Genomic DNA, 21,009 nt, shown 5'->3' with positions numbered 1-21,009 from the left:
CGTATGGTCCAACCACAACGTGCATTCGGTTGGCGCCCGCAACACTACTTGCGGCGACGGCAGAACACCTCTTGTCTGCCCGAAGACGCCAATCAGCATTGACGAATTATACCGCTCGGCGTGCCGAGCCGAATGTCAAATCGCCTTCATCGCTGATCAATGAGCCCGCCGATATCGATTGCTGAACGCAAGAAAATTGCGTGCGCAAGTGCGTCTGCTCGCTAGAGGCGTTCGCTAGCATCGCCTGTGCCCGGCGTGGTCGTACTGACGCGTCACGGTAGAAATCATGAAATCCATCCAAGATCCAAAACAAGGGAGAACGGCATGCTTTCCTTCAATGAACGTGCGGCCAAATTTGGCCACAACCTTGATGCGCTTAAAGCCGGCGACGAGATTCAAACCGTTCGCACGGTTCATTCGATGGAGGAGCTTCGCGACCTGATGCACGACGGGGCGAGCGCCGAAGTTCGCCAGGCGCGGGCCCGTCAGTTCGAAAAGGATCACCCGAAACTGATGGATGAAGCAAACGGGAGCCTGGAGGCACTCTACCTGCGCGCAGAGGCGGCGGTACACGCCGATCGGCCGCTGTCGCACGACGACGCGCTGGCACTGAAGCACGTTTTTCCGACAACCGTTCGGCTTGTTTCAGCAAACGACAAGACGATCAGCTCCGAATGGACATTGGGCGACGAAAGCTCGCCCGTCTCGCTCAATATTGGCACCTTGACCATCAACCAGGGCGGCTACATCAACGCCTATGCGACCAGTGTAACCTTCGTCGCGCAGACCGTCGTCAACAATGCAAGTGGCGGCAGCAGTGGAGCCAACTACACAATCGGCATATTCGGTAAAGCCGGGGGAACAGGCACGCCGGGAACGAGTCAGCCGCAGGCGGCAAACGGTCAAAACGGCAGCAGTTCAGGGACCCCTTCGCCGGGCATCTGCACCGGCGCGAAGGATCCAACCGCCGGTACCGCAGGCGCCCCTGGCGCCGCCGGTAGCGACGGACAACGCGGTGCCGATGGGACGCCCAATCTGACCGCCAACTTCACATTCAACGCCCTCCAACAGAACCCGATCTACATCCAGACCCAATCGGGAGCGGGCGGCCAAGGGGGGGCAGGTGGTAGTGGCGGGGCTGGCGGCAACGGCGGAACCGGTGGCGATGGTTGCCAATCTGGCTGCGAAGGAACGCAGAGCGCCAATGGCGGCAATGGCGGCAATGGCGGTGGTGGCGGCAACGGTGGACCTGGCGGCAACGGCGTCGATGGGCACCAGATCAACGTCATGCTGGCAAGCGGCGTCAATCAAAATATGGTCCAGAACGGCGGGATCATAGCGCCGGCAGGAACCGGCGGCGCGGGCGGCAGCGGTGGCGGGGGTGGCCAGGGTGGCGCTGGCGGTTCGGGCAGCGGAAAGCATCGCTCCGCCGGCACCGCAGGTCTTGCCGGCTCGCCTGGAACAAACGGGACGGTGGGCACTCAGGGTACCTATACCGGCAATCCAGGAACGATATCCATAACGAATGCGGGCTGATCGCATGTGGACCGGCCGGCTGTCAGAGGCGCTTGCGGCTGCAAATCCCGCACCAGGGTTCGATGCGATCGCATCGGCCGCCGGCCACGATCCCGCAGCGCTTGCCGCGGGCCGGATCGAAATCTCGCGGCTGCGCGTGGAAAACATTGAAGGGCTCCGGTTCTGGTTGTCGTACGCGCCGGAGCAATCGCGGGAAGCGAGACGGACATGCTTCGATCATTTGCGTGGTCGTGAGCGTCTTTGGCAGGGCGTTCACGACCGCGGCGAAGCTTACATTTTCGCCGGCATGCCGATTGCATCGCGGGATCTGGCGAGAATGAGCGAACATTTTCCTGCCCGCCTGAAGGTAGTGTCGGCAGGTCATCTCGAACTTGCCCCCGGCACCATCTTCGACGTCAGCGCAACCGCGGATGAATGGGGCGTCGGTCAGCGCGAGGAGCTATATACCCTTTTGAATATCGGCAAGCTGACGCTGCACACGGGTGCCCGGATCGTGGTGCTGGGCAATGTGTTTTCTCTGCTCGTCCAGGAAATGAATGTCGTCGGTGGAAATCAACCGTGCAAGATCGACGTCAACAACCATCATATCGGCATTCTCCCAACGCCCCATCCTGTTGATACCGGCATTAGCGGGCCGCTGGATGGCCCAGAAGGTCTCGCCGGGTTCGATGGCCTGCCGGGTCTCGACGGACGCAGCGCGCAACAGCGTGCTTCGATCTTCGGAACGATTGTTGCCGAAAAGGTCGCCGGAGATGAGTGCAATGGTGGCAACGGTCAGAATGCAGCGCATGGTGGCAACGGACGCCGTGGCCGCACCGGCGGCATGTGCAAATCGGCTGAGATCACCATCCGAACCTTTTCGGCTGCAAGTGCACCCCTGAACCTTTTCTGCCAGGCGGGCCGGGGGGGAGACGGAGGTCGTGGCGGCAAGGGTGGCGACGGCGGGCGTGGCGGCAATGCCGGGCGCTCCGGACGCGTTGATGCAAACGGCCATGATGTTGCAACCGATACTGGTTCAGGCGGCAACGGAGGAAGTGGCGGTCGCGGTGGAAACGGTGGAAATGGCGGAATTGCCTCCAACATTTTCATTGATTGCCCACCCGACCGCTCCCACCTCGTGCAGGTTTGCGCTCTTTCGAGCGAAGGTGGACGAGGTGGCGACGGTGGCCCCGGAGGTCGCGAGGGTGCGGCTGGTTCGCCGCAGATGCGTTCTGGATCGCAAACGGTCATCGCGGAGGCAGGCCAGCCCGGTCGAATGGGACTGCCCGGCCTTGCCGGAAGGCGACGTCCGGGCGCGCGCATCCATGTCAATGGCGACATGAAATCCTAAAAACAACCAATGTTAAGGGGGACGGCATGACCCATTTCAAGAAACTCTGCAGCATGACCTTGGCGCTTGCCCTTGTGCTCACGGGGGCGCCCGGGGGCGGCCTGCGCGTCGCAGCAGCTGCGACCGGCGAGGAAGCTGGTTCCGACAAAGGGCGTTTCAGCGTGACCTCGTCGGGTAGCGCGACGTACAACATCAAAATAGAAATTCCGCCGGGCATCCAGGGTTACGAACCTTCTCTTTCATTCGGCTACAACAGCACGAGCCAGAACGGGCTGTTGGGCGTCGGTTGGAACCTCAACGGCTTCTCCAAAATTACCCGGGTTCGAAAGATCATCGCGATCGACGGTGTCGATGGCGACATCACCTATACGAGCGAGGATCGGTTCGCGCTCAATGGAAAGCGCCTTCTCGTCATGACCGGCGCTTATGGCGCGCCCGGCAGTGTCTACCGGACCGAGATCGACAACTGGGATCAGGTTGTGGCCTCCGATAGCGCGGGAAGCGGTCCCCAATCGTTTACGGTCCGCCAGCCCAACGGTGAGACCCTGGTCTTTGGAGGCACGCAAGACAGCCGCGTTCCGGTCTCGACCGGCAACGGAACGGTGCGCGAATGGCTTCTGTCGTCTCAAACGGACCGAAACGGCAATCTGGTCAGTTACTCCTACAGTCTGGATCCGATGAACAGCGGCCAGCCGGGCACGCAGGCCTATCCGGTCGAGATTAGCTATGGTGCCAACACGGCGACGTCGCCTGCGACAGCGGCTAACCGGTCCATCAGCATGGCCTACGAAGTCCGGCCGGATCCGATCCGCAACTTTGTCGGCGGCGGAAAGGCCGAGACGACTTTGCGCCTGGGCGCGGTGAGTGCGTTTCTCGCAAGTGACCTTGTCAGCAATTACCGCCTTGCTTACGAGAGCTCACCGTCGACTGGTCTATCGCGCCTGACATCGGTCCAGCGGTTTGCTTCAGACGATGTCAATGCCACCGGCCTGTCGCCGTCGCGCTTCACCTATCAAGACAGCAACAACGCCTTTGGTGGCAGTCAGTCGTGGCTACAGGGAACCTTCACTGCCGCAAACGGTTGGGACGCCACAGACAATCCCGTCTTGCTAGCGGACGTGAATGGCGACGGGCTCGTCGATATTGTCGGCTTCAAAAACGGCGTTCAAGTTTCACTCGCCAAACCGGGCGGCTACGCACCACCGACGACTTGGCTCCAAGACTTCAGCCCGGAGTACAATTGGTCGGGCGACGAGCCTCGCTACGTAACCGATATCAACGGTGACGGGCTTGCTGACATCGTCGGATTTTCCAACGATGGCGTCGAATTCGCATTGGCCGATGCTGCCACGTCCACTTTCGTGAAGTCGACGGGAACATTTTCCTTCTTCGCGCCAAATGCCGGCTGGACCGCGGGTGCTCCGCGCTATCTGGCCGACGTTAACGGAGACGGGGCTGCCGACATCGTCGGCTTCAACGATGGCATCGAGGTTGCCCTGGCTCTGGCTTCAGGCGGTTTCGAAACCCCGACGACCTGGTTCTCAGACTTCGGCGTCAAGCAGGGCTGGCAAGGCAGCAACGTGCTTCTTGCCGACGTCAACGGCGACGGCAAAAGCGACGCGATCGCAATGAACCAGCAAACGAGATCCGTCAATGTCGCTCTTTCCACCGGATCCGGCTTCAGCCAGACGGGCTGGGATCAGAATTATGCCTATTTCGCCGACAGCAGCGCCTGGGATGCCGATACACCGCGTATGATGTCCGACGTCAACGGCGACGGATTGTCGGACATCATCGGTTTCGGCACGCAGGTGACGGTCGGCCTGTCGAATGGCGCCGGCTTTGAGGCGCCAGAGACCTGGTCGACGGGTTTCAACGCGCCCGACTGGACAAAGGACACACCGCGCATGATGTCCGATGTCAACGGCGACGGGCGCGCCGACGTCATCGGGTTCAATGATGGTGGGGTCGCCATCGCGCTTTCCAACGGATCGGGCTTTATTGCGGGCAACTGGAATCAGGGTTCGCTCAATGGATTGGGGCTTGCCCAAGGTGGATCAGCGAGCCAGACCAACCGATTGGTCGCCGACATCAACGCCGACGGACTGCTCGACGTCCTCGCCGTTACTCCGAACGCGGTTCAGGTCGGCCTGTCGGACGGTGCCTTCCCCGACCTTTTGACCGGCATCGAGCGCTCCTCGATGGGCACAGTGGACATCACCTACAAGCCCATCTCGGATCCTGTCGTCTACTCGGAGACACTGGGTCAGGGGGCGCTTGCAAAGTTGCAGCGTTATCGGCCGATGACGCAAAACCCGGCCCTCCCACAATATCGGTCAAGCTCCAACCTGACGGGCCGTTTCTACGTGGTTTCGCAGGCCGTCAACTCCAACAATCCCGCCATTACCAGCGCGCCGTACAGCTATGCAGTCACCCACTTCTACAAAGACGGCCAGGTCAGCAACACCGGGCGAGGATGGCTCGGTTTTGCCAGCAGCAGCCATACCAACTCGTCGATTGGCCGCACCACCACCGTTGCCTACAATCAGGCATTCCCACTGATCGGCCGACCCTCAATGCGCAGCGTCGCCTGCTCGATATCTGTTGCGAACGTCTGCTCAGCCGGGGACGCGGTTTCAGTCGACCATCTCGACTACATCGCAGTTACAACGGAGGTCTCCGGCGTAGCCGGCTACCAAGCGACCATGGTGCGCCCGTCATCCGTGCGGACGGACAAATATCAGGCAGGCGGCTATCGTCACTCAATCGGCCAGACATACCAATACGACACCTACGGGAACCGCACCCAAAGCGCAAAGCTCAACTTGGTCACGCAGTCCGGTGCGGACATCAATCCCGCCGACAATGTCTACTCCAACACCGCATATCAAAACGACCACGCGAATTGGCGGTACGGGTTCCGACAATTTGTGAAGACCAGCGCCAACCCGTCGCTGACGAACCTGGGCGCATTTGCAGCCGGCCAGGATCTCGAACTGCATCAATGGACCTATGACGTGGCGATGAATGTCAAGTCGAGCGGCATTTGGGATGACACACTGCAGGCGTTCCTCACGACGCAATATGACTACGACGCGTTCGGTAACCAGGTCTCGCTCACCGCGCCCGGCGGCACGACAACCACGTCAACGATCGAGCAGGCATTCAACACCTATATTCAGACGCGATCGCAGCCACCGGGCAACGAGGTTACGCCACTCATCACGCAATTCGGCTACGATGCGCGTTTCGGCAAACAGTCCCTTCGGATCGATGCCAACGGAAACCAGTTCGCGACCTGCTATGACAGCTTCGGGCGACGCCAATCAATACAAGCACCCGCGCCCGATGGTACGGATCCCACGGCGCTTAGCGATACATGCCTTTCGCGTTACATAACGGCACCGCAAACGGCCCGACCGGCAAAACTTGCAACCGTCAGCCGGTTTTCCCACGCGTGGATAGGCGGCGTACCGGCGGTCACGCGAACGAACCTGACGCAATGGCCACAACAGGGCGAAGAGCCGTCGACGCAGTCGGTCGCTTTTCTGTATGATGGTCTCGAACGCCAGTTCCGTATGATGACTGAAGCCAGCCAAGGCGGACAGCTCAGCCGCGTGGCCAAGGATCTCACCTTCAACGCTGCGAACCAAACACTGACGAGCGCCCTGCCCTATGTCGAGGGTTCGGACAGCATATTGTACGAGACAACGACATATGATCCCCTGGATCGGGCAAACGCAACCACTACGCCATGGCTATCGGCAGGCAGCGTCGAAAACGTCTCGTCCCAGACCAGCTATTCCACCACACAGACCGGACAAAGCATCACCCGGGTCCTGGCAGCCGGGACCCCATACCAGGCCACGCGTTCACAGAGCCTTGCCTACTACGCAAACCGCAGGAAGGTCGAAACGCAGACCTTCCAGGACGAGCGCACCAGCGATGCCCCCTTTGTCGAAACGTCGTACGAACGCGACATTCTCGGACGGATCACGTCCGTCGCACCGCCGGCTGATGCCGGGTCGACAACCGTTATCTATGCCTACGATAGCGTTGGCAGAATTTCCAAGCAGACGCTGCCGGCACTCGGAGAAATGACATTCGACTATGGTGCCGACGGCCGGTTGGCGAAGAAGAATCAGGCCAACGGCGCGGTTTCCTTCACATATGACGGACTCGGTCGTCGCACTGCCGTCACCTATCCCGGCGGCCTCGCCCTTCAATTCGACTATGACAGCACTGCGACTGCAAATGGGCTCGGCCGATTGGGCTCTGCCAAAGTTGCTGGCCAGGAATTCGACGTCACCCGAACGTTTGCCTACGACCCCTACGGCTCGATCGTGAAAAACACGTTGGTGCTTGGCAGCCCTGTTCAGACGTTTTCGGAACGGTCGCAGTACGATCCATTGGCAAGACCGGTGCAGACAACACTTCCAGACGGCACGACGCTTGGTTTCACCTATGACCTGGAACGAGTGGCAAGTCACTCGGTCAATGGCGTAACGAAGGTCAGCTTCTCGGACTTCACAGCTATCGGCCAGCCGCAGACCATCAATTATGCAAACGGAGTGACGACCACACTCGAATACGCACCCGATTTCAACGTTTCGAAGCTGACCACGGCCGCAGGCAGCACCCTGCTTTTGAGTGAGACCTATCAGTTGGACCCGTATGGGTTTCCGCTGCAGGTCGCGGGCTCTTCGGCCAAATGGAGCAACTATACCAGGACTGCTACCTTCGACACGGCGCGTCTGGCAACGCTCAACGACACCAGGCTTAGCGGCCCGCAATCTTTTGAGTACGACAATGCCGGTAATTTAACGACTTCGCCGGATCTTGCCCTGGCGAGCAACGGCTACCTCTTGAGTCAGGCAAGTACGATCAACGGCCAAGCCCTCAACCCTTCCTATGACAAGATGGGCAACCTCCTGTCAGCGACGGCGCCCAATCTTACGTTCACCAGCACGTATGATGGTCGTAACAGACTAGCGAGCTTTGTGTCCGGAACCGGTGCCGCAACCGCAGAATTCGCCTATGACCACCGCGGTGTCAGGGTGTGGCGGCGCGATCTACAAGGGGCCGAGCACTTCTACCTCTCACCGCTCTTCCGCCAGACAGTAGATGCAGGCATATCGGTCGGAGAGACAGTGCTGCACGGTAGTCTCGGTCCGACTTACAGCCACTTTGCCAACGGCAAAACTGTGACGGAGACATATCTTCACCCCGACGCCCGCCAAAGCTTGACCTTTACATCCGACGGCAGCGGAACTGCGATGGACTGGTTCCTTTACAATGCCTACGGTACCCCCATTGAACGGGCGGCAAACGCACCGGATTACGGCTTCATGGGCCAGCCCTATGATGCCGACACCGGTCTTTATTATTTCAATCAGCGCTACTATCAACCATCGCTTGCCCGGTTCACTCGACCAGACACGCAGTATTCTGCAAGCATCTATCGCCATGACAGCGCAAATCGATACGCGTTCATGCTCAACAATCCTTCCTGGGGCTTTGATCCAAGCGGCCATGGCTTGCCTGCCTGCATCATCGGTCTTGGCGGTGGTTTTTTCGGCACCGTGGCAGGTGTTGCGCAGACGATCGACGGATCCTTGCAGAAGAACAAGCTCTCGGCGATCGGCGTGGGCGGCGCCACGACCATCGGCGGCCTGTTTGCAGCAGGTGCCGGCACATCCGCCTGCCTGAAGCTTTGGCGCGGCCGTGTGGCCAACCAGCAGGCTGGCAATGGCGACGGTGGGAACGACGGAGGTGGTAACGATGGCAATGATGGTTTCGACGACGTCGATGGAGGTAACGGCGACGGGATAGCGATGCAGCAGGTTCAACCGGTGCAACCAATACAGCCAATGCAAGGTGCCCAAGATGGGGGTGGAGACAATCAGGACAACGGTTTGGATGGCAGTGACGAGGAAACTCAAAGTTCAGATGCCAGCAGCTCTTCATCCGACGACAGCGGCAGCCAGGCTGATGACGGCGAGGGATCGAGCAGTGACGCCAGCGGCATCGACGGCGGCGGCTCTAGCCAAAGCCAGTCTGTTGCAACGAGCAGCGAGGGTAGCAGCAACGCCGTTGGGGATGCGGAATTCGGTGCGTCGCCCGGTAGCCGTCTCGAGTTGCCGAGCGTCGTAACCGGCTCTCAAAGCGGGTCATCGGATGGTGCCGTGTCCACCTCAACGTCCGTGGTTAACGGCACTGAGGGTGAATCCGGCGGATTGGAGGCCAGCCTATCGGCGTCGACAGGCTCGGAAGTCAGCGAGAGTGCCGCGACGACGACTGGTGTCGTAACTGAGGCGAGCACCGAGGCGGTCGTTACCGCCGGCAGTGAGACTGCAGTTCTCGGCGAGGTATTGCCCGACCTGTTGCTGCTCATCCTGGCGTTCTGATCGGCACCATGGACGATAGGAGGCCCGGCGATGGCAACATCGCCGGGCCTTATATCGGTATTGGCGCCAATTTCGAATGATGTCACCTCGTCAGTTTGCCAATTGGCTGGACAGAGTCTCTGAAAAGCAAGCGAAAGCTTCGAAGACCAGATAGGTGGCTTTTCTGCAGGCCTGCGGTATGCCATGGGAAATGTTGCGGAGGAGAGCATTCCAGATAAGGCGGCGCTGACTTCCATTACTGCGCTGGCCGATCCTCACAGTTCCAGGGATCATGCCATGCGTGTAGCAATCCACACTTTCGGTACAAGAGGCGATATTCAGCCTTACCTTGCGCTTGCAAAGGCACTTCACTCGTCAGGGCACACAGTTCAGCTTGCTGGTCCGCAGCAGTTTGAACGATTTGTACACGACCACGCCATTCCCTTCGCGCCACTGCCGGGGGATCTTTTGAGCCTTCTGGACGCGCCTAAGGCAAAGAATGCAATCGCCAGTGGCGCCGCAGCGCTGGCCGGTTTCAAACTATTGGGCGAAATCCGGCCGCACATTCGCAAACTGCTTGAAGCCGAATGGCTCGCCGCGCACGCATTCGCCCCGGATATCATGGTTTACCATCCTAAATCCCTGGCATCCCCGCATATCGCCGAGCGGCTACAATGTGCCTCGGTGCTTGCTTCGCCGCTCCCCATCTTGACGCCGACGTCGGAATTCCCGAGCCCGATGCTGCCGTTTCGCTCGCTTGGACCACTCAACCGGGCCAGCCACATTCTGACGGCGAAGCTCGCCGCGGGGCTATTTTCAAGGCAGATTGGCTCATGGCGAAAAAATTGGCTTGGGCTTTCTGTGCGTACCAAGCGAACGCCTTTGCCCGACCAGACGCTTTATGGCTACAGCCGGCATCTTGTCCCTGTTCCCGAGGACTGGGGGCCGGATGTGCACGTGACCGGTACCTGGGAACTTGATAGTTCAAACGGTGTGATCGGAACCGATCTGGACGAATTTCTTTCGGCAGGACCAGCGCCGGTCTATGTGGGCTTTGGCAGCATGCCGGCCATTGAGCCGGCGAAACTGACAGATGTGATCGTGAAGGCTTTGCGACGCAATGGCATGCGTGGGCTCCTTGCGACAGGCGGCGGCGCGATCGAAGCACCGCCGCCAAGCGATGATCTCTTTGTCGTAAAGGAGCTGCCGCACGATATCATCTTCGGCCGTGTGCACGCTGCGGTTCATCATGGTGGTGCGGGCACGACGGCTGCAGCGCTTCGCGCCGGCATACCCTGCACTATTTGCCCCTTCTTCGGCGATCAGATGTTCTGGGGGCACCGCGTCGCCTCACTCGGTGTTGGACCGACGCCGCTTGCGCGCGCAAAGCTCGACGTCGAGACGCTTGCCAGGGCGCTCAAGGCCATGAATGACCCCCTCATGCGTGCGAAGGCAGAGCAGATTGGATACAGGATGAGGGCCGAGGGCGGCGCGCACGAGGCCGTTCGTCTGCTGGACCTTCGCGTGTCAAGCTGCAAAACCCGAACACCGGACCTGATCGTCGCGGTAGCGTCGCACTGATTCTTGTCGGCCCTCGGCTTTCCTAAACAGATTTGTCGCGATGACCGGTTTCAGCTTTTTGCAACCTCGGTCGTCGTCAAGAATGCTACAAAACGCATAGTGTGCCACGGCCGCCACGATTTCGATTACCCGGCCGAACCAGATCCTCGGGACCATTAACTCGACATTCCGCGCAGGCCAACGGGAACCCATTCGGCGCCTTCCCTCGCGCGCGACGGTCTAACTAAAACCAAACGAATTATAGGCTCTGCATTCTTGGGCATCTCGTCTCCTCCGACGTCTTGAAAACGCGGATGGTTTGATCTCCGGCGCCCGGCGACTAAAGACGTCCTATCTAACATTCAGTGAAACTAGGATGCCGTGAAGATCGCCCCGCTATGCATGATCGGGATGCAAATGCACACAGCTGCGTGAATCCGCATGTGACGCAACCTAGCCTGACCTGACGGCCGGTCTGCCGGTCGCTTCTTGAAAAGGAGAGACGGAATACCGATCCGCCTCCAATCTGAAAAGCATGTTCACGACAAAGCCCTGCTAACTCAAGACCTGCTCAGGACGGCTGGTGTCAAACTGAACAGGTCACCGTCATCAGCCGCCGAAACCGAAACCGACCGGCATATCTTCAAGGGTGATGCCGAAAGGCTCGAGGCTTTTGACGATCCATGTCTGGTTGTTGCCGATGCGGCGATTGTACTCTGCCCAAGCCGACACGAAGGACTTGAAGGTCTCGTCGGAACCATAATTGAGCGCGATGACCGAAGGTGTGGCCAGTACAGGCGTTGGCACCTTGACGCTTCCAACTGCCGGTGCCTTCTTTGAAATCACCAGGCCATTGAGCATCGTGTTGACGAGGCCGTCCGCCTTACCCGTCGTCACCGCCACGATCGCCTCGTCACGTGTCTTGAAGCGCAGGATGTTTGCCTTCGGCAGATACTGCTGCGTGATCAAATCCTGAGCCGAACCGAGGTCAACGGCGAAGGTGTATTTCGGATCGTTCAGCTCGCTCCAGGTCTTGTTGTCGACCTCATCCTTGGACGACACGATCACAAAGCTGTTGTAGTAGGTCGGATCGGAGAACGACACGGACATCGCCCGGACAGGGGTTGCGGTAACCGCAAAAGCCACATCGACCTTGCCGCTTTGCACATCGAGGATCGCATTCGACCAGCTCGACTCGACCACCTCAAGCTTCACATCAAGCGTCTTGGCGATGTCATTGGCCATATCGATGACGAAACCCTGCCACTCCCCGGTGCGCGGGTCCTTGTTGAAATAGGGAACTTCGTTGAGGATCGCGGGGATGCGCAGCGCGCCACGCGCCCTTATGTCCTCAATCGTGCCGGCAGACACCGCGGTTCCCATCAATGACAAGGCGATGGCAGTGAAGCTGCAGATTTTCGCAATAAGATTCATTCTCGGTTCTCCATATTCCCCTGTTTGATTTTGCTGGTCACGCACCTTTGTAGTCGTTGTGACCGTCAACAGGGTATCCCCCGGTCGGCCGGGAACAATGCTAGAGAATTGAGCACGCTTATCTCGTTTTTTGTAGGTTGGCCGTTCACAACGCCGCAAGGGCAAGTTCGCCACTGCGAGGAGGATCAAGCACGGGACCGACAAGCTCCGACTGACATTCCTCAAAAAGTTGCTGTACCGCGGGATGCTTTTGCAGAAAGCCGGCCGTGCCGAAATACACCCGGACCTCCGGCAGATTTGCCAACTTCGTGCTGACGATGGTCTTGTCTTCCGGCAGGACGCACCAGGACGGGATGATCGAAAAGCCCAGCCCCTCCTCGACGCAACGCTTCACGCTGGAACTGCCCGATGTGGAAATCACCGGCTGAACGACGGCGCCGTCGCGGCCTAGGAAATCGACCGCAAAGTTGCGCAATGTCTGACCAGGTTCATAGGTGATGAATGGTCGATCCTTCGCCCAGAGCGGGATGTCCTTCTGCTCCGGCGGCGCACCCCAGTGGTGAGGATAGACAAGGCTGAGCTGATAGCTGCCTAACAGGCGCTGCGGCACTACCGGGTCGCCGAAGTATCGTTCCGAAATACACACATCCAGGCTACCGTTCTTGACAAGCTCGGCCAGGACTGTGTCGCGTTCATAGACAGCGAACTCCATGTCCGGAAAACTCTCCCGAAACTTCGAAAGCACCTTTGGAAAGAGGTAGAAGAAAATGGCTTGCGGCATTCCGACACGCAGCGACGACCTTTGGCTCTCGATCAGCTTGCTCAGCCGCTCCAGCATTATGTCCAGCTCGGGATGCAGCAGGTTGTAGAGCGCACGCCCTCTTGGGGTCAGAGCGATCCGCTTAGCCCCCTGCTCTGAATCGATCAGCTTTCCGTTGAGCAATTGCTCCAGCCGCCGAACATGGTTCGAAGCAGACTGATAGCTCAAGTTGAGTTCGCGAGCCGCACCCGAATACGACCCGTGTCTGGCCACCTGGTAGAACGTCTGGATAAGCGTGAGGCTGATTTTGGCCATAACTGTTCTCCCCTGCCCTGAGGATTAAGGGGCTTGTTGTTAGTAGCCGATACAAATTTCGTGAACAAGCAATGGCGTCTTCTTGTATCGACGCCAGCCGCCGGCAGCCCGCAACATAGGGCGAGACAGAAACAATGCCGGTTCAACAACGATGCCATTTGCGCAGCCATCTACCGTCGTCATAATCGGCTCCGGAATCGTCGGTGCCGCGACGGCCTATTTTCTTGCGTGCCGAGGCGTGAGCGTCGAACTCTTCGAGGCGGATGTTCCGGCATCGCAGGCGACGGGAGCTGCCGATGGCGCCGTTTCCGTCGCGAGCAAGCGTCCAGGGCCAATGATGGAGGCTGCGCTGTGCGGCATCGCGCTCTATCGTCAACTGGCGCGAGACGGTCTGTTTGCAGATTGCTTCAAAAGACGGTCAACCTTCATCGTCGCGAGTTCCAAGGCTGAGTGCGATGTCCTTGAAGCCCATTCCAATGCGCTTGCAACGGCTGGCGTGCCCACAGCCACACTTGCCCCGCGCGTCGCCCGCGACCGATTTCCGGCTCTGTCGCCAGACGCGTTGATGATCGTTGAAGTGTACGATGAAGGCCACGCGATCGGCTATCGGATCGTGCACCGCTTCCTGACCTCTGCCGGTGTCGTTGTTCATCGCGGCAATGCAGTCGAAAGCTTGCTTCTTGCCGCCGACGCCAGCCGTGTCAAAGGTGTCGTCACGGCAAAAGGGGCCGTCAGGGCAGACGCAGTCGTGGTTGCGGCCGGCTCCGGATCGGCCCAGCTGCTGGGAATTGAACACGCACTTATCCCACGCAAGGGGCAGCTTCTCATCACCGAACGTGCGCCGGCGTTGAACGCAGCCATGCCCGGCGCGATCATGTCAGGGCGGTATCTGCTCAGCAAAGGCAGCCAGAATACCCACCAGGCCAAACTCCCGAAGGGACTGGGCCTGGTCATCGACCCCCTGGAAACGGGGCAATTCCTGATTGGAGGAACGCGCGAGGATCATGGAGACCGCCGCGATAACGATATCGATGCCGTAACGCGGATCCTGCGAGATGCGGTGGCTCTTGTGCCTGGCCTTGCCAATGTGAGGTTGCTGCGCAGCTTTGCCGGGACACGCACGGCGGTCATCGATGGGATGCCGCTGGTCGGACGATTGCCGCACCTCGAAAATGCCTATGTCGCCACCGGCTTCGAGGGCGACGGCATTTGCCTCGGCCCGATCACCGGCAGGGCAATTTCGCAGATGGTCTGCGGCGAGACGCCGGAGATGTCGCTGGCGGCATTCGACCCTGCCCGGCTCGTGAAAAGTGGGGTCGTCGCATGAGCGCGAATTGCGTGAACCGTCCCGGAACATTGCGCTGGATGTCGCAGGACATCCCCTTTCGTCAGGGTGAAAGCGTCGCGGCAGCACTCGACGCAGCCGGCATCACGTGCTTTGGACGCGACACATTCGACCGCGAGACCCGATATTTTTGCGGCATCGGTGCCTGCCAGTGTTGTCTCGTCAGCATCAATGGCATCGCGATGGAAGCCTGCCTTACCCCGGCAAGGGATGGAATGGTGGTTGTCAGATTGGAGGCAGACCTTGACTGATCTGGATGTCATCGTCGTTGGAGGGGGTCCGGCCGGGCTTGCCGCCGCCCTGGCGATAATAGAAGCCGGCCTCTCCGTCGAGCTCATCGAGCAGCGGCTGACGGTAGGCGGCGCGATATTTCGCCAACCGATAGACAGCATCGAAGGTGTGCCCCAGCACCGCGCGGTCCGGGGTCGGTGGAAAGCACTTTTTGCCAGCTATTGCCAATCGGGTATTCGGCTGCGCCACTCCTGCGTCTTTCTCGGCGTCGACAGCGATGGGGTCGTCCTCATTGAGGATCGGCATCAAGGCGCGGTCGTCCGTCTCAGGGCGCGCGCGGTCGTGATTGCGACAGGGGCAATCGAAAAAATTCTGCCCCGCCCGGGCTGGGAACTATCGGGCATTTCCACCGCCGGTGGGTTGCAAGTCATGATGAAGGAAACAGGACGACCGCCGAACGGCAGGGTCCTTCTTGCCGGAAACGGCCCTCTTCTCATCGCGGTCGCGGCACAAATGGCCAAGCTGGGGAACCCACCCGTTGCCGTCGTTGAAGCGGGAGATCCCTTGCGCCACCCATTGGTCAGCTCTGGACTGTTCGCCTATCCCAGGCTTTTGAGCGAGGCATTTTCCTATCTGTACGGCATGACGACAAGCCGAACGACCTGGCTAAGAGGCTCTGTCCTCAAGCGCGTTCGGCGCTGCGACGGCGGCATGGAAGCAATACTGGCGGATCGCCACGGTCGAGTACAGACGATCATCGTCGACCGTGTCGGCCTCCATGACGGTGTAAAGCCAAATCACGTCGGCCTTCCCGATATCGCCGCGCAGACGGACGCACGACCAATCATCCTGAAAGCTGGGGACTGCCGGGAAGCTCTGGGTTCAATTGCAGCAGAAGCCGACGGCAGGCGGGTGGCCCGCCAGGTGGTGAACATTCTGTCCGGCAAGACGCAGGCATTAAAGGACGTGGAAACGACCATCGCGCAACAGCGCCGCGCACAGAGCTTGCTCTCGGCGCTGTTTGCGCCGGTCGATCCGGCTTCCCCGCTGGCGGCGCTTCCCGACGAGACGATCCTTTGCCGCTGCGAGGGCCGCACGGTTGGAGATCTGCGGCTGCTTGCGCAGCGGAGCGACGGCCTCTCGGGGCGTGAGGCGAAACACAATGGACGGTTTTCGATGGGGGTCTGCCAAGGGCGCTTCTGCGCCGCGAACGTCGCCGAAATGCTGAACCTCATCAGCACGTTGCAGACACCGGCAGTGGCCCACGATCTGACAGGCCAGCGCTGGCCCATACGCCCTGTATCCATCGGCGCTTTGACGTGCGCCACTTCCCAACACGATTCGAACGACGAACGAGGTTCCAAATGACGTCCCTGCAGAAAATCGTCCCTGCCCCAGCTCCCTCCATCATCGTGCGCAACCCCTTCAACGGGCAGATCGTCGGCGAGCTAGCGGAGCATTCCGGTGCTGATATCGCTGCTATCGTCCTGCGCGCCAAGACGGCACAGCGCGAATTCCGTTATTCCACGCCTGCGGTTCGGCGAGCGTTGTTGAACGCCCTGGCGACCGAGATCGCCAAGGACGCGGAGAACCTGGCCCAGATCATCTCAACGGAAATGGGCAAGACGATCCGCGAGGCACGCAACGAGGTGCGTCGCGCGCAAAACACGTTGAAACTCTCCGGAGACGCGGCAACGTTCCTGAACGGCGAAGCACTACATTGCGCGATCGTCGAAGGCGGTGCCGATCGTCTGGCAACAATCACATACGAACCGGTCGGCGTCATCGGCGCCATCACGCCTTTCAACTATCCGCTCAATCTCTTGTGCCACAAGCTGGGGCCGGCCATTGCGGCGGGCAACGCCGTCGTCGCCAAGCCCTCGCCCAAGGCACCGCTGGCCGCGGCCCGTCTCTTCGAACTCGCGCAAATGGCCAATTGGCCACGCGACCTCTTCCAGGTCATCCACGGTGGGGCGGACTGCGCGATGTCGCTTGCCCGCGCTCCAATCGATCTGCTTTCTTTCACGGGTGGGCCTCGCGCCGGTCTTGCGCTCAAGAATGCCAGTGGCCTCATTCGTTGCCTGATGGAACTCGGCGGCAACGACCCGCTCTTCGTGCTGCCCGACGCCGATTTGGACAAGGCCGTCGCAACTGCGGTCGGCCATCGCTTCGAAATCGCCGGCCAAAGTTGCGCTGCGGTAAAGAAGCTGTATCTCCATAAGGACATCGAGCAGGTGTTCACGCAACGCCTCCTCGCCGCCGTCGGGGCCGTCGAGTTCGGCGATCCCTCGAGCGACGATACGGACATGGGCACGGTCATCGATTTGGCGGCGGCGCAGGAGGTGGCACACCGCGTCCGGCAGAGTGTTGCAGGTGGCGCGAAGCTGCTGGCCGGCGGCAATCACGACAACACGCTCTTTTCTCCGACCGTCATCTGCGACATCGAGCCGAATTCCCCTGTTATCGCCGACGAGACATTCGGTCCAATTATCGCCATCCGCAGCTTCACAGACCCAAACGCAGCAATTGCTGAAGTCAATGCGGGGGTCTTCGGCCTGCAGGCCGGCGTTTTCACCAACGATCATGCGTTGATCAAGACGTTTTCCCGCGACCTCGTGGTGGGTGGCGTCATGGTCAATGAGGGCCCCGATTTCCGCGCGGAACATGTGCCCTTCGGCGGCGTCAAACGAAGCGGTCTCGGCCGTGAGGGCGTTCGTGTCGCCCTTCGGGAGATGTCCGAGCAAAAAGTGGTCATCGACTGAGGGGCAACCGCGATGCGCATCGGAATCGTTGGAGCCTCAGGACGGGTAGGAACGCGGCTTGTCGAGGCGGTTCTGGAAGGCCCCGGGCTGGAATTGGCCGCCGCCCTGGTGTCGCCGGGATCTCGCCTAGTCGGGTTCCCCGTCGCCGGCGGCAGCATCGAGTACCGCCCCGCCGAGGCAGCGATTAAAAGTCATTGCGACGTCATGATCGACTTCTCCACGCCTGCTGCGAGCGTGGCGCTACAGCGGGACATCGGAACCAAGCCAATTCCCATGGTTATCGGGACGACCGGCTTCTCAAGAGATGACGATGCCCTGCTGGACCGATGCTGCATGCACCGCCCGATGATGATCAGCGCCAACTTTGCGCGCGGCTTTGAAGCCTTCAAGCAATCCGCATTGGCGTTTGCCTCCCGGATGCCGGGCGCGGAGATCGCGGTCTCGGAAACCTATCATGCCCGCAAGAAGACCGATCCTTCGGGGACGTCCCGCCTCCTTTCGGCACAATTGCGTGCCGAGCGCAGCCGCGTCATGGGCTTCGATGCGCCCGAGCCGCCGATCGCGGTTCACCGTGAGGGAGACACCGTCGGCATCAACGAAATCCGCTTCGACATGGGCGCGGCCGAGGCGGTGTTCTCCTATCGCGTACATACGGTCGCCGCCTACGCAGAAGGCGCCATAGCGGCCGCCCAATGGCTGGTCTCAAGCGCCGCTTCGCGCGGTCGATACACCCTGGCAGACAGCTTGATCGACTAACAATTTGAGAGAGGATCCGAAATGACAGAACTTTCCACTCGCTTCAAAGGCGTATTCACCGCCCTGGTTACCCCCTTCCGCGACGGTGCCGTCGATTACGCGGCCTATGAGGCACTCGTTGAACGCCAGATTGCCGCGGGTGTGTCGGGCCTTGTTCCTGTCGGAACGACCGGAGAAGCAGCGACCCTTTCGGATGACGAGGCGGCCGAGATCATTGCGCGCACTGTTCGGATCGCGGCCGGCCGGGTCATGGTGATGGCCGGCGCCGGCGCCAACGACACGTCCAAGACTGTCGACAAGATCAAGCGCGCAGAAGCCGCAGGCGCAGATGCCGTGTTGATCGTGACGCCATACTACAACAAGCCGACCCAGGCTGGCCTGATCGCGCATTATGGTGCCGCCGCATCAGCAACCTCATTGCCGGTGATGCTCTATTCGGTGCCCGGCCGCTGCGGCGTGGAAATCGCGCCCGAAACCTGCGCAACGCTTGTCGAAGGGCATGAGAACATCATCGCCATCAAGGAGGCCGGCGGCACGGCGGCTCGGGTGACCCAGCTGCGCACAGCCTGCGGCGACCGGCTTGTCATTCATTCCGGCGACGACGGCATGACGTTGCCCTTCCTGTCGCTCGGCGCCGTGGGGGTAACAAGTGTCGTTGCCAACATCGCACCCCACGAGATGGTGGCGATGGTCGATGCCTGGCATGCGGGCGAAACAGTCAAGGCGCTGACGCATCATGAACTGATCGCGGAGCTGACGGATGGCATGTTCATCGAATCCAACCCCGGCCCTGTCAAAGCTGCTCTTGCGCTTGCCAATCTCGCGGGTCCGGAAATGCGACTGCCGATGGTCCCCATTTCGGATGCGAACCGGAGCAAGCTTTCCGGCATTCTCAATCGCTACGGGTCTGCGGCCACCGCCTTCCAAGAAATGCGATAAGCCTCACCAACTGCTTTGCATTGTCCCTACGAAATGGACAGACCAGAATTGCGTGTCGGTCCTGCCGATCTCGGGAACCGATGTCACAGACCAAGGGAACACTATGTTTGCGAGCCCAATTGATAGCCGCTGTCCTGACTTGGACCGCGGTGACGCACCGCAACTACGGCGGCCAGACGGGAGAACGAGATGAGCTACAACTGGGACTTTCATTCCGTCTGGCAGTATTACGATCTATTCCTCTGGGGCCTCTGGATCACCGTTGTCTACACCTTCAGTTCGATCTTCTTCGGCGTCATTATCGGCTTCATAACCTGCGCGGCACGGTTGTCTGGCTGGAAGATCCTGAACCTAACGGCACGCATCTACCAGGAGATTTTCCGGTGCACGCCGCTTTTGGTCCAGTTGCTTTGGTTCTACTATGCATTCCCGCTGTTGATTGGGGGCTCCGTGGACAACCGTGTCGCCGCCATGTTGACGCTCTCTCTCTATGTCGGTGCGTTCTATGCGGAAATTTTCCGCGGCGGCATCGTATCGATCGACAAGGGACAGCGAGAAGCGGCCGCAGCTATCGGCATGAGCCCTATGCAGTCGATGAGCCGGATCATCCTGCCACAGGCGCTGAAACGCGTTCTACCCTCTTTCATCAACCAGTCGGTCATTCAGTTCAAGAACACCTCTTTGGTCTCGGTCATCTCCGTTGCCGATCTCGCCTACATGGCCGCGGTCGTCAACGGCCAGACCTATCGTCCGCTCGAATCCTACACCGTGATGGCCGCACTCTACATCGCCATGCTCCTGCCTTTGACGCAGGCCGCGGACTGGATCGAAAAACGCCTCAGGGTCAGTGACTAATGGAAGGGAGACCGAACATGATAGCGAATTCGCAGACATCTGCCCCTATCCTCGAGGCCCTCAACCTCAGAAAGAACTACGGTGCCCTTGAGGTCCTCAAGGGGCTGGATCTCAGCCTCGCGCGTGGGGAAGTCGTCGCGTTGATCGGTCCTTCCGGGTCGGGAAAGTCAACTTTCATCCGATGCCTCAACATGATGGAGACGCCGACGGCCGGCGAGATCCGCTTTCGCCAGCAACAGGTCGGTGACCGCTTCAACGACCGGGGCGAAAAGATCGGAATCGGCAAGCTGCGCCGGCATGTCGGTATGGTTTTCCAGCACTTCAACCTGTTTCCCCACAAGACCGTCCTACAGAATGTCACCGAGGGGCCGATCGTCGTGTGCAAACGCGCACCGCGAGAGGCTCGAGAACTGGCGATGGATCTTCTCGCCCAGGTTGGTCTTGCCGACAAGCATGCCGCCTATCCGAACCATCTTTCGGGCGGACAGAAGCAGCGTGTCGCCATCGCCCGTGCGCTTGCCATGGAGCCGGAAGTGCTGCTGCTCGACGAAGTGACGAGCGCGCTCGACCCCGAACTCGTCGGCGAAGTTCTCGCGGTCATACGCAATCTTGCCGACAAGGGCATGACCATGGCGATCGTGACGCACGAAATGGCGTTCGCGGCGGATGTTTCCGACCGGGTTCTTTTTCTCGATCAGGGTGTTATCGCCGAGACCGGTACCTCTGATGACGTCATTCTCAATCCGCAGAATCCGCGCCTGCAGGCGTTTGTCTCGCGGTTCAAGGGATAGGATGCCATG

Annotated in this window: 14 protein-coding genes; 12 read left to right on the top strand and 2 right to left on the bottom strand. The window is 60.0% G+C overall.

Annotated elements, in window-relative coordinates:
• The first annotated feature begins 324 nt into the window (after window positions 1–324).
• From BLJAPNOD_RS35495 to BLJAPNOD_RS30935, 4 genes are all read left to right on the top strand, one after another.
• Entirely contained in the window at window positions 325–1,536 is a 1,212-nt protein-coding gene (locus tag BLJAPNOD_RS35495) for a hypothetical protein (protein ID WP_158556198.1), read from the top strand.
• On the top strand, window positions 1,526–2,866 hold the full coding sequence (locus tag BLJAPNOD_RS36425) for a hypothetical protein (protein WP_158556197.1): 1,341 nt from the start codon (window positions 1,526–1,528) through the stop codon (window positions 2,864–2,866). Before BLJAPNOD_RS35495 ends, BLJAPNOD_RS36425 begins: the two co-directional genes overlap by 11 nt.
• A gap of 26 nt (window positions 2,867–2,892) precedes the next feature.
• Entirely contained in the window at window positions 2,893–9,273 is a 6,381-nt protein-coding gene (locus tag BLJAPNOD_RS30940; protein WP_115422594.1) for an FG-GAP-like repeat-containing protein, read from the top strand.
• A 276-nt stretch (window positions 9,274–9,549) separates the two neighbouring features.
• Window positions 9,550–10,833, top strand: coding sequence for a glycosyltransferase (locus BLJAPNOD_RS30935; protein ID WP_115422593.1), 1,284 nt, complete (start codon window positions 9,550–9,552; stop codon window positions 10,831–10,833).
• A 588-nt stretch (window positions 10,834–11,421) separates the two neighbouring features.
• On the opposite strand, the gene BLJAPNOD_RS30930 is transcribed toward BLJAPNOD_RS30935, so the two are convergent.
• Both BLJAPNOD_RS30930 and BLJAPNOD_RS30925 read right to left on the bottom strand, forming a co-directional pair.
• Entirely contained in the window at window positions 11,422–12,435 is a 1,014-nt protein-coding gene (locus BLJAPNOD_RS30930) for a transporter substrate-binding domain-containing protein (RefSeq protein ID WP_244611159.1), read from the bottom strand.
• Window positions 12,392–13,321, bottom strand: a complete 930-nt coding sequence (locus tag BLJAPNOD_RS30925) for a LysR family transcriptional regulator (protein ID WP_115422591.1) — start codon at window positions 13,319–13,321, stop codon at window positions 12,392–12,394. Before BLJAPNOD_RS30925 ends, BLJAPNOD_RS30930 begins: the two co-directional genes overlap by 44 nt.
• A gap of 151 nt (window positions 13,322–13,472) precedes the next feature.
• Here BLJAPNOD_RS30925 and BLJAPNOD_RS30920 point away from each other — a divergent pair, with 151 nt between their 5' ends.
• From BLJAPNOD_RS30920 to BLJAPNOD_RS30885, 8 genes are all read left to right on the top strand, one after another.
• On the top strand, window positions 13,473–14,648 hold the full coding sequence (locus BLJAPNOD_RS30920) for an FAD-dependent oxidoreductase (RefSeq protein WP_115422590.1): 1,176 nt from the start codon (window positions 13,473–13,475) through the stop codon (window positions 14,646–14,648).
• Window positions 14,645–14,917: a 2Fe-2S iron-sulfur cluster-binding protein gene (locus BLJAPNOD_RS30915; RefSeq protein WP_244611158.1), complete on the top strand. Its 273-nt coding sequence runs from the start codon at window positions 14,645–14,647 to the stop codon at window positions 14,915–14,917. The genes BLJAPNOD_RS30920 and BLJAPNOD_RS30915 overlap by 4 nt, the downstream gene beginning before the upstream one ends.
• Entirely contained in the window at window positions 14,910–16,265 is a 1,356-nt protein-coding gene (locus BLJAPNOD_RS30910; RefSeq protein WP_244611157.1) for an FAD-dependent oxidoreductase, read from the top strand. The genes BLJAPNOD_RS30915 and BLJAPNOD_RS30910 overlap by 8 nt, the downstream gene beginning before the upstream one ends.
• Window positions 16,262–17,659, top strand: coding sequence for an aldehyde dehydrogenase family protein (locus BLJAPNOD_RS30905; protein WP_115422588.1), 1,398 nt, complete (start codon window positions 16,262–16,264; stop codon window positions 17,657–17,659). Before BLJAPNOD_RS30910 ends, BLJAPNOD_RS30905 begins: the two co-directional genes overlap by 4 nt.
• Window positions 17,660–17,671: 12 nt before the next feature.
• Window positions 17,672–18,415 carry a dihydrodipicolinate reductase C-terminal domain-containing protein gene (locus BLJAPNOD_RS30900; RefSeq protein ID WP_115422587.1) on the top strand — a complete coding sequence of 248 codons (744 nt, stop codon included), beginning with the start codon at window positions 17,672–17,674 and terminating at the stop codon, window positions 18,413–18,415.
• A gap of 21 nt (window positions 18,416–18,436) precedes the next feature.
• Window positions 18,437–19,354 carry a 4-hydroxy-tetrahydrodipicolinate synthase gene (gene dapA, locus BLJAPNOD_RS30895; protein WP_115422586.1) on the top strand — a complete coding sequence of 306 codons (918 nt, stop codon included), beginning with the start codon at window positions 18,437–18,439 and terminating at the stop codon, window positions 19,352–19,354.
• Between the two features lie 189 nt (window positions 19,355–19,543).
• Window positions 19,544–20,209: an amino acid ABC transporter permease gene (locus tag BLJAPNOD_RS30890; protein WP_115422585.1), complete on the top strand. Its 666-nt coding sequence runs from the start codon at window positions 19,544–19,546 to the stop codon at window positions 20,207–20,209.
• A 17-nt stretch (window positions 20,210–20,226) separates the two neighbouring features.
• On the top strand, window positions 20,227–21,000 hold the full coding sequence (locus BLJAPNOD_RS30885) for an amino acid ABC transporter ATP-binding protein (protein ID WP_115422584.1): 774 nt from the start codon (window positions 20,227–20,229) through the stop codon (window positions 20,998–21,000).
• The last annotated feature ends 9 nt before the right edge of the window (window positions 21,001–21,009 follow it).

It is taken from the genome of Ensifer sp. M14 (genome assembly GCF_003355565.1).
Taxonomy (GTDB): domain Bacteria; phylum Pseudomonadota; class Alphaproteobacteria; order Rhizobiales; family Rhizobiaceae; genus Ensifer.
This window is presented reverse-complemented; position numbering and strand designations above follow the sequence as displayed.